Annotated in this window: 14 protein-coding genes; 6 read left to right on the forward strand and 8 right to left on the reverse strand. The window is 33.6% G+C overall.

The features are described from left to right. Nucleotides 1-204: exosporium leader peptide-containing protein (locus tag AC1Q8N_RS04275; protein WP_493521091.1), on the reverse strand; the 204-nt coding region annotated here is incomplete at its 3' end. 240 nt (nucleotides 205-444) lie between these two features. Here AC1Q8N_RS04275 and AC1Q8N_RS04280 point away from each other — a divergent pair. Then, entirely contained in the window at nucleotides 445-948 is a 504-nt protein-coding gene (locus AC1Q8N_RS04280; RefSeq protein ID WP_098642311.1) for a BclA C-terminal domain-containing protein, read from the forward strand. 404 nt (nucleotides 949-1,352) lie between these two features. Here AC1Q8N_RS04280 and AC1Q8N_RS04285 read toward each other — a convergent pair whose 3' ends face one another. Then, on the reverse strand, nucleotides 1,353-1,967 hold the full coding sequence (locus tag AC1Q8N_RS04285; protein WP_098642312.1) for a helix-turn-helix domain-containing protein: 615 nt from the start codon (nucleotides 1,965-1,967) through the stop codon (nucleotides 1,353-1,355). Nucleotides 1,968-2,026: 59 nt separating this feature from the next. On the opposite strand from AC1Q8N_RS04285, the gene AC1Q8N_RS04290 reads away from it, so the two are divergent. Continuing rightward, nucleotides 2,027-2,611, forward strand: coding sequence for a LysE family transporter (locus tag AC1Q8N_RS04290; protein WP_098642313.1), 585 nt, complete (start codon nucleotides 2,027-2,029; stop codon nucleotides 2,609-2,611). A gap of 228 nt (nucleotides 2,612-2,839) precedes the next feature. On the opposite strand, the gene AC1Q8N_RS04295 is transcribed toward AC1Q8N_RS04290, so the two are convergent. Next, complete coding sequence (locus AC1Q8N_RS04295; protein WP_098642314.1) at nucleotides 2,840-3,577, reverse strand: N-acetylmuramoyl-L-alanine amidase; 738 nt, start codon at nucleotides 3,575-3,577, stop codon at nucleotides 2,840-2,842. 280 nt (nucleotides 3,578-3,857) lie between these two features. On the opposite strand from AC1Q8N_RS04295, the gene AC1Q8N_RS04300 reads away from it, so the two are divergent. Then, the gene (locus AC1Q8N_RS04300) at nucleotides 3,858-4,118 is read left to right on the forward strand and encodes a hypothetical protein (RefSeq protein ID WP_060488764.1); all 261 of its coding nucleotides are present in this window, start codon (nucleotides 3,858-3,860) and stop codon (nucleotides 4,116-4,118) included. Between the two features lie 472 nt (nucleotides 4,119-4,590). On the opposite strand, the gene AC1Q8N_RS04305 is transcribed toward AC1Q8N_RS04300, so the two are convergent. The 3 genes from AC1Q8N_RS04305 to AC1Q8N_RS04315 all read right to left on the reverse strand — a co-directional run bounded on the left by AC1Q8N_RS04305 (nucleotide 4,591) and on the right by AC1Q8N_RS04315 (nucleotide 5,687). Beyond that, on the reverse strand, nucleotides 4,591-4,764 hold the full coding sequence (locus AC1Q8N_RS04305) for a hypothetical protein (protein ID WP_176519550.1): 174 nt from the start codon (nucleotides 4,762-4,764) through the stop codon (nucleotides 4,591-4,593). A 274-nt stretch (nucleotides 4,765-5,038) separates the two neighbouring features. After that, a complete protein-coding gene (locus tag AC1Q8N_RS04310) occupies nucleotides 5,039-5,227 on the reverse strand; it encodes a hypothetical protein (RefSeq protein WP_098076224.1) in 189 nt (62 codons plus the stop codon). Further along, complete coding sequence (locus tag AC1Q8N_RS04315) at nucleotides 5,220-5,687, reverse strand: hypothetical protein (protein ID WP_098076226.1); 468 nt, start codon at nucleotides 5,685-5,687, stop codon at nucleotides 5,220-5,222. The genes AC1Q8N_RS04310 and AC1Q8N_RS04315 overlap by 8 nt, the downstream gene beginning before the upstream one ends. Nucleotides 5,688-6,084: 397 nt before the next feature. On the opposite strand from AC1Q8N_RS04315, the gene AC1Q8N_RS04320 reads away from it, so the two are divergent. The 3 genes from AC1Q8N_RS04320 (at nucleotide 6,085) to AC1Q8N_RS04330 (ending at nucleotide 9,329) form a co-directional block, all read left to right on the forward strand. Then, the gene (locus tag AC1Q8N_RS04320) at nucleotides 6,085-7,221 is read left to right on the forward strand and encodes a BclA C-terminal domain-containing protein (RefSeq protein WP_098642315.1); all 1,137 of its coding nucleotides are present in this window, start codon (nucleotides 6,085-6,087) and stop codon (nucleotides 7,219-7,221) included. 584 nt (nucleotides 7,222-7,805) lie between these two features. Continuing rightward, on the forward strand, nucleotides 7,806-7,952 hold the full coding sequence (locus AC1Q8N_RS04325) for a hypothetical protein (protein WP_001030513.1): 147 nt from the start codon (nucleotides 7,806-7,808) through the stop codon (nucleotides 7,950-7,952). A gap of 591 nt (nucleotides 7,953-8,543) precedes the next feature. Then, nucleotides 8,544-9,329: a sulfotransferase family 2 domain-containing protein gene (locus AC1Q8N_RS04330; RefSeq protein WP_493521092.1), complete on the forward strand. Its 786-nt coding sequence runs from the start codon at nucleotides 8,544-8,546 to the stop codon at nucleotides 9,327-9,329. Nucleotides 9,330-10,040: 711 nt separating this feature from the next. On the opposite strand, the gene AC1Q8N_RS04335 is transcribed toward AC1Q8N_RS04330, so the two are convergent. Beyond that, a complete protein-coding gene (locus AC1Q8N_RS04335; protein WP_431096091.1) occupies nucleotides 10,041-11,837 on the reverse strand; it encodes an ABC transporter ATP-binding protein in 1,797 nt (598 codons plus the stop codon). Next, nucleotides 11,830-13,584, reverse strand: a complete 1,755-nt coding sequence (locus tag AC1Q8N_RS04340) for an ABC transporter ATP-binding protein (RefSeq protein WP_098920457.1) — start codon at nucleotides 13,582-13,584, stop codon at nucleotides 11,830-11,832. Before AC1Q8N_RS04340 ends, AC1Q8N_RS04335 begins: the two co-directional genes overlap by 8 nt. Nucleotides 13,585-13,590: the final 6 nt, after the last annotated feature.

A 13,590-nucleotide genomic window follows, 5' to 3' on the forward strand; every position in this document is an offset into this window, starting at 1 on the left:
TACTCCCGGTGATCCTGGTAAACCAGTTGGACCTGTTACTCCCGGTGATCCTGGTAAACCAGTTGGACCCGTCGCACCGGTCATTCCCGTTAAACCCGTTGGGCCCGTTGGAATATAAATTGGGGGAAGAACTGGAAACGTAGGTCCAATGTTTTCAGGTTCTATCATAGCTTTATTTATTGATAGTTTATTATCTCGCTTCACTTTAATACCTCGTTCCACATTTTTGTTTACTACTTAACAAAATAATACATCTATCATTTTAGAAGAATTCCATAACTACTTTTTTCATTCTCAAATGATTTTTACATATAGTAAACTTTTTACCGTTGCTATAACTAGTAGTAATAATATAATAAAATGATAGTTCCATTTCAAAATACTAAATCGGTTACGTTCTAATTTAAAAATGAGGTGATTTATATTCAAGATAAGAATGAAAAAATGAAAAAAGAACTATTATCACTGGCTCTTGAAATTATTCTTCCATACAGACTTACAGGTCCTACTGGGCCCACAGGTATTACTGGACCCATTATTACAACAAACTCTATGTTCGCTAATAATACATTAGGTGGTCCCATCTCAGTCATATTAGGTGGAACTAATATTCCACTTTCTAATAACCAAAGTCTCGGTAATTTTACAGTGAACGCTACAAATGATATATGTACAATTCCTGTTACTGGAAGATATTGTTTAACCTATCAAATTAATACAACAACTTCTCTACTTGCTGGTACAAGGCTACTATTAAACTCTTCGACTCCACTTCCCGGATCTATTTTTTCACCCGCAATATCAACTTCAAACTATAATAATAATTTAATAACCAATTTAATTGCTGGTAATACAATTTCACTTCAACTATTCGGAGTATTATCCGTAGTTAATTTAGTTGGAGGTGGTTCAACTGGTGCCTCTTTAACAATTATACGAATTGATTAAAAAATGATTCGTTCTTTTTTATAATAATCATTCTTAAATGGTCAAATAGAAAAGATTACGTAATTAAAGCTAATATTCTTTCAATAACTACACGATAGTGATTAAGCAATAAAAAACATTTTGCACTATGTTAATAGTAGAAAATATCTATACTAAATTTTCCGTATATACATTATCAATTTACACTTCTCCCTGCCAATGTTACATTGAATAAGAAGACAGTTTCCCAAAATGCGAACCATCTCAAAACGTATTTGAGAAACATACTCCAATCCTATACGCGAGAGCAATACTATGTCGACACTCAAACGAGTGTCTTTTTTATGAATTTTAAAAAATAAAACCATCTCTTATAGATGGTTTATAAACACACATTTCTTTATATTCTTGATGCAATTGTAAGTTTATGCAGTTGGATAATAAATGGTCATACTTAACCGAGTTAGCGTACTTCCGGAATTATGATAAGAGTGCGGTCTATCCGCCTTAAAGCAAATTGCATCTCCGCTATTTAATGTATATTGACAATCATTTATTTCAATTATCAATTCCCCTTCAAACACCGTTATAAATTCTTCGGTTCCTTCTTTATGGCCTTCCGAACTTAATTTTCCTTCTGTTTCAATTTCAACCGTATAGATTTCAAAGTTCCTATCATCTTGAAAAGGAAAAGTAGGATACACTTTATATCTCCCATTGTCTTCTGATAATACTTGAACATCATTTCGTAAAACAACTTTCGTATCTGGTTGCGGATTATTGATTAAAGAAGTAAAAGACACTTTCAAACCATTAGCAATTTTCCATATCGTTGTTAATGTTGGACTTGACTCCCCTCGTTCAATTTGTCCAATCATCGTTTTACTCACACCTGTTAATTGCGAGACCTTTTCCAAACTCATTTTTTCTTTCTCTCGTATTGTTTTTAAATTTTTCGCCAAAATAAGTTGAATTTCTTCCATAAGAAACACCCCTACACTATATACAATATAACGACCGTTATGTATAATAAAGAGCACACGTTATATTGTTCTTTTCGGTCATTATAACATACACTAAATAATTAGGGGGTTTTGAAATGCCTATATTTTCTTTTTTGTTATTTGTTTTTATAAGTAGCTTCACACCCGGTCCTAACAATTTTTTAGCTATGACATACGCTAATCAACATGGTTTAAAAAGGAGTATGCAATTTTGTTTTGGAGTAGCTTTCGGGTTTTTCATCCTCACCTCCTTATGTAGCTTCTTTAATATTGTACTAATTAATATCCTACCCATAATCGAATTCCCTTTAAAAATTTTAGGTGTAGCATATATGCTATATTTAGCTTTTAAAATACTCACTAGTAAAACTAGTACAGATTCCGATGAAAAACATAATAAAAACTTATTTACAGTGGGAATTTTTCTTCAGTTTGTTAACCCTAAAGGGATACTATTCGGGCTGACTGTAGTATCAACTTTTATTCTCCCTTACTATAATTCATATTCAAGTTTTCTACTTTTCTCATTATTTCTAGGTGTAGTCGGGTTAATGAGTACATTTAGTTGGAGCTTATTTGGTTCCATGTTCCAAAAACTTTTATTAAAACATACTAAATCATTTAACATCATTATGGCCGTTTTATTAGTTTTTAGTGCTATTTCAATTGTAGTCAATTAAATTCAAATTCTAAATTTCATTTCTGTTTAAAAGTATGATTTACAAATATAGCTGATATACCAAACGAACCTCCCGCTTACATGCATTACTTATTTAGTTTTAAGGCGGTAATCTTCTATATCTACTCTTATTCATACGAGATAAAATAAAAAGAGGATTACTCATTATAAGTAATCCTCTTTTTTGACTATTGATTTTTAAATATTCTGTTCCACTAAACTAAAATCTTTACTTAACTTCATACCACCAGCCTTTACGATCAAGGTAATCCGTCATTCCTTTAAGTTGCGCATCTGAAGTTGGTTCAGAGATAAAATATGTTAGACCATCCGATTGTAAGATGAAGTTAGCTGTCATTTTTAGTGACGTTAATGCTCCCATTACATCGGGGGTTTCATGCGGTGAAAAAGCTCCTGATTGAATGATATTTTTTTTGGCTGGCGGAGTTGTCCCACCAGATTGCCCCGTTAACGCATAAACAATTGAATTTGCAATCTTATCTGGATTCCATTTTGACATATCTGCTTCATTATCGATAAATCCAAGTTCAATTAAGATCGCAGGTGCTTTCGTATTCGCTAATACATAAAGGTCTTTTCGCTCCTTCGCGCCACGATTTGACCAGCCAATATCTTTTGAAAGTTGCGCTGCTATCTTTGCTGATAAAGCTTGTTGGTCATAATACAGTACTTCAACACCATTAGCATTCGTATCATATGAGTTTAAATGAAATGAAACTACTAAGTCTACATCATGTGAGTTTGTTTTAGATACAATGTTATTTAAATTTTGCGCTTGTGTTGTCCCTACTTCATCAGTATCATCATAAACTGTATGCCCTAATGCTCTTAATTTAGCAACAACCGCATCCTTAACTTGGCGATCCATAATGTGTTCTTTCCGATTCCCATAATTTGCGCCCTGTACAATACTATTGTGCCCTGCGTGTAAACTATATCTAGCCATTGTTCCACATCCTTTTTTATTACTATATTCAAAGCTCGTCTTATTGTCCGGTCAAATATCCAGTACTTCTCCAGCAAACAAAATTTGGGCACTAATCTATTTTTTAATTTTTAATTCTAGATTATCTATTTTCTAAAATAAGCAACTTAAAAATAAAAACCACAACTAATATTTTTAAGTTGCGGCATTTACGTCTTTAAACTATTGATTTCAAAATCTTTTTATTATAATACAGACAAATACGTTATAATATAACTTACTGTTCTTTAGGAGGGGTTTAATAACTGATAAATATAAATTTTTGATACTCATTGTTACAGCATTTTTTTCTTTCTTTTCTTTAATAAAAGATTTCCGTAACACTTCAAAAAGTTTCTTTTGGGGGAGCTTTGCAATTTTAACGAGCTTTATATTATTATTAACTCCCGCTTTAGAATTAACTCCAATACTTCTCTATTCAGCACAGATGGCTCTTGAGATTATTACAATTCCACGTAAATTAATTCTTCCATCTGGCACTGAAGTTGCTATTTTTTACTAACTATTCGTGTATTTTAAAAAATCCAACTCTATATTTATAATTATCTTTACAAATTTAATATAGTGCGGTTTCCCCTTTCTAGAGAAACCGCACTATATTAAATTTCAAACCCACTAGTATAAAAATCTCATACATCGCTATTTTTTTCATTGAGTTCGTTTGTTTTGTGTAAAAGAAAAAGCACCCAAATGGTTGCTTTTTACAGAATCATCTTTTTCTTCTGCTTCTTTTTACTTCCTTTATTTCTCCTTGCTTAACTAGTTTTCAAAATATAAACGTACTAGCTTATAAACACACTCCCTTCGCTAATTTTCCTGCTCTTCTTGATTTTTCATCCGGACGCACAATTCTTTGTAGTTTCTCAGCTCTTTCACCACAAGTCTTCACATCTCCTTTTCATCGATGTCTTTAAAAAATAACAATTGATTCATACGATACGGTTCCCCTCCGTTCGATCTACTCTGTTGAACTTTTACTTCATTTCTTTTTTACATTCTTCAAGAAAATCAATGACTTTTTGAGTGTGCACTCTCGTAGAAAATAATTCCATCACATCGTCTTCCGTGTTATAAACACAGATCGTTCTTTCCTTGAACTCCATCCCTAACATTCCATCATCACCTAAAAGCTTTACGTTACCCTCCATTCTTTTAACCTCACTTTCTTTTCAAAGGATTATTTTGTTCAGTTCCTTATAAAGTGTTAATATTCTTCATAAAGGAGGTCTACTAATGAAAAATTCCTGGAAGAAAGTTTCTTTAATTGCTTTCATAGTAATTGTCCTTTTAATAATTTTATATTTTGGCGGTATGTCACTTTTTTGGAACCAGCCCTGAATAAAACTCAATATTCCGTCAATACTGTAGACAACCCATTAAGTTACTTTCTCCTTGTTCCCCCTTGGAGAACTAGCCGGGCAGTTAGTTTTTGCTAGCTGCTCTTTTATTCTGTAATCCTCCAAATAATGTTCCTTCTTCAATTTGCTTGAGAAATTCATCATCAACAGCATTTTCTACATCTCTCATAAGTTTAATTAACACCTTATCATCTTCTTTACGGGCTATTTTATCTAAAGTGTCCCAATAAGCACCTTTTATTGAGCTATGCATCTTGTACCATCTTCGTTTCAACTTTCCGTTTACAATTCTCAATCACTTTCTCTCTTAAATGCTCCGGTATGTCTTCAATCAACACATTCACATAACATCTCTTTTTGTGGATTTCCAAACTCTTATACAATTTCTCAATATTTTTACGCACCATATATTGCGCTTTAAGAAATGCTCTATTTGAACTAACTGGTGAATGAGAAACGATTTTACCAGTTACCATTTCAGTGATGACAAACATTCTCTTTGAAACGCTGTATCGCGAGAACAGATGAACACCTTCAATATTTCCGCAATACTCTTGTATCTCCACAAACACACCATCAACTGCCCCGAAAACAGCTTTATTAATAATCACACCAACCTCATACTTTTCACCTACATTCAATGGTCCTTGAATTGCATTAAAGTAACGATCTTCCTCATTAAACATATTTGCTACCATTCCTATGAATCTCATATCCATTCCCCTTTTCTACAAAATGAAATTTTTATACAAAAAACACTCAATTAAACAAACGTAACTTCAGATGATATATTGCATTCTTTTTAGGGTGGATAGTCGCTACAGAAGGGCGCTTTCCGAAGCGCTCTTTTTAATATCCCCTGCACTGAATAATTGTTGAATCATATATTAATTTCGAGAACACTCACAAGTCATAGGTTTACAATAGGTCTTGGTCAGAAGAGCACTTATATATGGTGCTCTTTTTGGTATGGAATGTGAAATAGAGACTTGCTCTTAAAACCTTTCATGTGATTTTTATGGTTTTTCCTTACACCCGTATGTCTGCTTGCTCATAAGTTGTTAAAGTATAAATAAAAATTGGCTAGTTATTTATAACGGAGGTGTAAAAATGAGTAAATTTAAAAAGAAATGTCACATCCCATTTCCATGCGCCTTTCCTTTGCCTCAAATCGGGTCTACTGGACCTTCGGGACCTACTGGAGCTACTGGACCTTCAGGTGGACCTCGGGGGCCTACCGGACCTACTGGAATTCAAGGTAACCCGGGACCTACTGGTCCTCAAGGGATTTCTGGATCTATTGGTCCAACTGGACCTTCTGGAATTCAAGGTATCCAAGGCATCCAAGGCATTCAAGGGATTCCTGGCATTCAAGGGATTCCTGGCCCGACCGGCCCTCAAGGGATTCCTGGCATTCCTGGTTCTGTAGGTCCAACTGGACCTTCTGGAGCTATTGGACCTACCGGCCCTTCCGGGGGACCGCCAGGACCAACGGGCCCGACTGGACCTTCCGGGGGACCACCAGGACCAACCGGACTTCAAGGTATCCAAGGCATCCAAGGCATTCCTGGCCCCACTGGACCTCAAGGAAGTCAAGGGATTCAGGGGATACAAGGTAATCCAGGGCCTATTGGTCCTATTGGACCCACTGGAATAACTGGGGCGACTGGAATTCAGGGTATCCAAGGTATTCAAGGTAATCCAGGACTTATTGGACCTATCGGCCCGACTGGACCAACTGGGCTTCAAGGTATCCAAGGCATTCCTGGGCCTACTGGATTACCAGGAACCGCTGGAGCTACCGGACCTACTGGGCCTGCCGGTCTTACAGTATCTGGTTTATCTCAGTATGCTTATGTTTTCAATACAGCAGCTCAAGTTGTTGCCTTAGAAGCACCTATTCTTTTTAATTCACACGGTAGAATCACATCCGGTTTTACTCATACTCTTGGAACTTCTCAGATGACAGTTATTAATGCTGGAGATTATAAAATTTCTTTTTCTGTATCAGGAGTTGAACCTAATCAATTTGCCCTCTTTTTAAATGGGGCTCCCGTTACCAACTCCATTTATGGATCAGGTGCGGGTACTCAACAAAACAATGGGCAAACAATTCTCACTTTAGCAGCAGGTGATATTCTTACCCTTAATAATCATACTTCCGCTGCTGCGGTTACTTTGCAGACTTTGGCAGGTGGAACACAAACAAATGTAAATGCTTCAATTGTAATTGAAAAGTTAGATTAATTTAATCATTTGTTTCCTGAAACTCTGTCAGTAAATAACTTTGGTTGGATTCTTTTTTCAACAAACAGTTAGCATTTGCTAGCTTCTTTTTGTATGGAGTGGAAAATAAATTTTAAGTCTTATTTCTTTTCTACGTCATATATTTTTAACCTAAACATCCAGCTCAAAGTGTTACCTCCTAATTTAAAGAGCACTTATGCATGGTGCTCTTTTTTATTTTGTTTTCTTTCATTTCTCAACACTCCGGTTGTGGAAATTGATTACCTTTTATGGTAATATATTGGTAATTTCACAAACTTCTATTGTTCCATTAAAAGGACCCGCACCCCTAATCAGGTCCTTTTTAATGTTTTCTACTTAAATAGCGTTTTTATATTAAATCTCGAACATTCCTAAAAAACATACATACAGTATCATGAGGTATTCTTTTTTATTTTTATTAAGGAGCGCTTTAAAAAGCGCTCTTTAGTTTTTAAATAAAGATTTTGTTTTACTTTTGCTAGCTACCCTTCCCTTGTATAAATGCACCTTTTTTTACATACCCTATTAAAATCTAAATAATTCTCTTTTAGGACGGTACAAATATGAACAAGGCAGTAAAATACATTTTAATCTTCTTTTGTACGGTGTTTTATATTGTAATTATTGGCGGTATTGTCTATCAAAACTTTGTTCAAGAGCATTTTATTCCTCCAAGCAAGAAATCTAAGATTGAACATAAACATTCATAATTAGCTATAAGAAGCGCTCTACAAGGCGCTCTTTAACTTTAAAATAAGAATTTTGTTTAATTACTATTAACATTTTAGATTTCTTTGAATACATTAATATCAAAAGAAATTCTATATGGTGCTCTGGTCCAGTTACCTTGAATTTCTTGCAGACCTTGTGTGAAGAATCCGTTTATAACAAACGGGTTCTTTTATTTTGGGTTATAAAATAACTATTTTGTTTAAATTTATCTTAATTCACATCAGATTTTCTTAACATTCGAATTAACAACTATATAATATAATTAAACTATTTGTATGAGGGGTGATTATTATGAACTGGAAACAAAAATACAATCCAAAGTATCTCTTTTACCGTATGTATAGTTATATTTATAAAGCCCTTGATGATATATCATGGTCCTTAAAATAATTTAGATTGTGATGAGTACACATTTTCTGTGTGCTCTTTTCACATTTCTATAAAATAACTCTTTCATTTCAGAATTATATTATTTTAAATTATCTATTTTACTTCTCTTCTCTTGTTCATATGCCAAGTTCTTTATTCATAAACTAAAAGTACTTGACATAACTGAATGGAGGCTAGCCATGTCTTTTGCAAATATTATTAAATATGGACGCGTTCCCCTCTTTAATTCTAACTTCCCTTTAATTTTATTTTGGAGTCAAAAAAGTGGCTGTACCTCTCTTGCACATTGGTTTTTTTATCAAATAAATTTATTTAAACAAGCCATAAAATACGATTCTTTCATTCATAATTATGAAAATGAAATATACAAAAACTCTTCGGACTACTTTATTGAACTAGCTGCGGCTTTATATTCAAACAGAAAAGATACCTATAAATTAGTGAGAAACCCCTATACAAGAGCTGTAAGTTCATTCTTTTCACTAATTGCCCCCCCTTATATAGAAAACCCAGCATGGAATCCTATTCGGAATTTTTATTATGGTAATGAATTTTGTAATAAACCTATTTCATTTAAAATCTTTCTCTACTACTTAAAAGCGCAAATGATAGATTTAGAACAAGTAGATCCTCATTTAATGCAGCAATATGAACCAGGTGAGGAAGAGTTTGTTACAAAGTATATCTACCTTGAAAATTTCTCTACTGAAATTGTGCGCTTAGAACAAACATATCAATTAAAAAATTCTCCTTTACAAATACTAACCAAATCATGGCATCATCAGAAAGACAGGGCGATTTATAAAGGTACTTTTGCAGATGCTGATATTACGAACCCTTTATTCCCACGCCTCCCAACATATGATAGTTTTTATGATCATGAAACTATCCAATTAGTACAAGATATTTTTAATAAAGATTTTAGCACGTACAATTACCCATTAACTCCTTTAAAAAATAAGTGATTTTCTAATTGTAGTTTCATATATTATAGAGAAACTTAAATTCACCTATTTAAGTTTCCTCATAAAACTCTCGTAGTAAGTTGGGACACTGGAAACAGTGTCTTTTTTAATAAAATTAAAATTGTATTATTCATCAAATCATTAAAATGTATAAATACAATGTGAAACACTCATTAAGGTTGTCTTCATTCGCTCTATTTGTTCCACTGCCGTTATATAATCAAAGTTCAATTATTTTACTATTAAATACAGAAACTTCAATTCCTAAACGATTAGTCTCAATTGTTAAAAAAATCAATCAAAGCATTATAATAACATAAAATTATAACACACACTGATAAAGCAATTCTTGGTCAAGCGTATCACGGACTGTGATTTAGTTGTTAGCATCAAAAAAGCTACATGAGGTTATCAAAGTGGATTTCATGATATTTTTAAGGCTCATTTAATAAAATCTGAATTTAAAAAATTCAATTTCATAGTTTACGTCATACTCATGCAACACTTTTTTGGAACAATTTGTACATCCAAAAATTTACAAGTGAACAATTGGGTCATAAAGGTGTTTTCATAAGCTTACGCATGTTTTACCTTGGATACAAGAATACGCAGTTAAAACATTTAGTGAACAACTATTTGGATAATAATGTTTTCAAATATAAAAATACGGTTTCTCTTTCCTAGAGAAACCGCACCATATCAAAGTTCTTATTAAATTTTAAACTGACTCGTATACAGATCAAAGTAAAACCCTCTATCTTCCATAAGAGATTCATGATTCCCTCTTTCCAAAATACTTCCATCTTTTATAACAAGGATTTGATCTGCTTTTTCAATCGTTTTCAGTCGATGAGCGATTACGAAACTTGTTCGACCTCTCATTAAATTGTTTAGTCCTTCTTGTATTTGTAATTCTGTTCTCGTATCAATATTAGATGTCGCTTCATCAAGAATTAATATATCTGCATCTGCTAAAATCGCCCGCGCAATCGCAAGAAGTTGTTTTTGTCCTTGACTTAAATTCGATCCTTCTGAAGCAATTTTTGTTTCATATTGATTCGGTAAATGTTTAATAAAAGAATGTGCAGATGCTGCCTTAGCTGCATTGATTACTTCATCATCACTAGCATCTAATCGACCATAACGAATATTATCCATAATCGTCCCAGCAAATAAGTACGTATCTTGTAAAACTACTCCTATTTTACTCCGCAACGAATTAATATCATAATCTTTTATATTTTTTCCATCGATATGAATTTGCCCTTGCTGTATATCGTAAAAGCGAGTTAGCAAATTAATGATTGTTGTTTTGCCCGATCCAGTTGGACCAACTAAAGCAATTGTCTCCCCTGGCTGTGCCTTAAGACTCACTTCTTTTAAAATCGTTTTATTTTCCTCATAACCAAATGAAACATTCTCGAGTGCAACATGCCCTTGTAAATTTTGTACAATGCATGCATCTTTTTTATTTTGAATTTCTGGTACTTCATCCATAATTTCAAAGACACGTTCTCCACCAGCAACTGCCGCTTGAATTGTATTCATTAAAGTGGCGAATTGACTTAGTGGTCTTGAGAATTGACGAGAATAATTAATAAAAGCCGCAATGACACCTACTGTTGTCATTCCATTTAAAACCATAACTGAACCAGCCCCAATTACAAGCCCCATACCTAAGTTATTTATAAAGTTCATACTTGGAAAAATAAAAGCTGAAAATGTATCCGCCTTCGTAGCTGAAACTCTTAATTGTTCATTAATTTTATTGAAAGTTTGTACGGTTTCTTTTTCTTTCCCATATAACGTTGTAACATCCGCTCCTGTTATAGCTTCCTCAATAAAACCATTTAATTCTCCTAAATCTCGTTGACGCTTTGCAAAGTTTTTACCACTATAAGTAACTAGTTTTTTTGTAACGAAAAACATAATAGGTACTGTAATTAAAGTAACAATCGCTAAAATCCAATCTAATGCGAACATCGCAATCGTTACACCTATAAAGGTTAATGCTGATGAAATAATTTGTACAACACTTTGCGTCAACGCTTGATTCAAATTATCTATATCATTTGTAACACGGCTCATTAAATCCCCTTGAGAACGTACATCAAAGAACCGTAAAGAAAGCGTTTGGATTTTCTCAAAAATATCTTGTCGTATTTTTTGTATCGTTTTTAATGCAACGTTAACCATGACAAATGTTTGTAGCCAAGTTAACAATACTGTTACACCGTAAATCGCGATAAGTAACAAACACATTCTCGCCGTACCGTTTAAATCTTTCGGTACAATATATTGATCTATAATTACTCCCATTAAATAAGGACCTAATAACCCAAGTAACGTCGTAACAAATACTAAAAATATAACGAACGTAAGAGCAGCCTTTTGATACCCCATATAGTTCCATACTCGCAATACAGTTCCTTTTGTGTTTCTAGCTTCACCCATTTTAGGCGCGTTACGCCCACCTTTATTAGCAAATTGCCCTTGAAAATTACGCATGTTCTTTCCCACCTTCTTTATGTAAATTGCCACCTTGGGAAAGATAAATTTCTTGATATACCTCACATTGTTCTAACAATTCTTCATGTGTACCATCACCAACTAATTCACCGTTATCTAAAACGAGAATTTTATCAGCATCTATTATAGATGAGATTTTAGAGGCGATTAATAATGTTGTTGTTCCTTTATATTCTGTTCTTAATGCCGATTGGATGTTAGATTCTGATTTCGCATCAACTGCTGATGTAGAATCATCTAATATAAGAATGGATGGCTTTCTCACAAGTGCCCTTGCAATTGATACACGTTGTTTTTGTCCACCTGATAAATTCGTTGCACCTTGTGTTAAATGATATTGATATGAATCTTCCAACTTGTTAATAAACTCAGTCGCACAAGCTGATGAAGCCGCTACTTCCAGTTCGTCATTCGTTGCATTTTCTTTACCATAACGTAAGTTCTCTTCTATGCTACCTGAAAACAATAATGCCTTTTGAGGTACAAACCCGATAGAAGCACGAAGTTTTTGTAAATCGTATGCTCTAACATTTATTCCATCAATGCATACTTCCCCTTGATCAACATCGTATAAACGCGGTAACAGTTTTGCTAAAGTAGATTTACCACTTCCTGTAGAACCGATAATTCCTACTTTTTCACCTTTACATATGTTAAATGAAATATCTTTTAAAACATATTCATTATTTTTCGTGTAACTATAACTAACATTTTTAAAGTCAATTTCTCCCTCGATTTGCTTAGGTGCAACCGCATTTGTTTCCGTCGTAATATCAGCCTCAGTATTTAAAACTTGCTGTACACGATCCGCAGATGGAAATGCTCGCGCGATTTGCATAAATACCATACTTATAGACATAAGTGACATTAAAATAATATTCAAATAGTTTATAAACGCTAAAATAGCTCCTACTTGAAGCGTTCCATCAAATACTTTTTCTCCACCAATCCATAATGTTGCGACAATCCCGCCGCTTACAACTAACATAATGATTGGCATCATTATGGAAATAAGCTGCACCGCTCGAATATTTATCTTCGTTAAATTTGTATTAACATCTCCAAACTGAGTAATTTCATATTTTTGTCTTACATACGCTTTAATAACACGTACTCCAGATAAATTTTCTTGTAGCTTTGTATTCACTTTATCTAATGCTTCTTGCACTTTTTTGAACGTTCCGCTCGCTTTACTTGCAATGAATATAATCGCAAGTAATAAAATTGGAACAACCACAAGTAATATAGGAAATAACTCACGTGCTGTTACAAAAACAATTATTATACTTCCGATAAATAACAAAGGACCACGAACAAGTACACGTAATGTCATCGTCATCGCCGATTGAATAGAAGTAATATCATTTGTCACAATCGTTAATAATTTCCCAGTTCCAAATGAATCACGATTTTCACTAGAAAATGTTTCTACTTTCGCAAATACATCTTTTCGTATGTCTGTAGCGAAATTAACAGCTGCTTTTGTAGAATACATCATACACCCAAGTCCTCCAACTAAACCGAGTGCTGCAGCTCCTATCATAAGAAGCCCCATTTTTATTACATAATTCAAATCACGATTTGCTATCCCAACATCAATAATATGTTGCATAATAGTCGGTTGAATTAAGTCCATCGCAACCTCAAGTACCATAAATAGCGGTCCAATAATTGCGAAGAACAAGTATGGTTTTAAATACTGTAATAATTCGCGAAATGATTTCATACTTAA

Source organism: Bacillus sp. GW823-FHT06B01 (assembly GCF_058952315.1).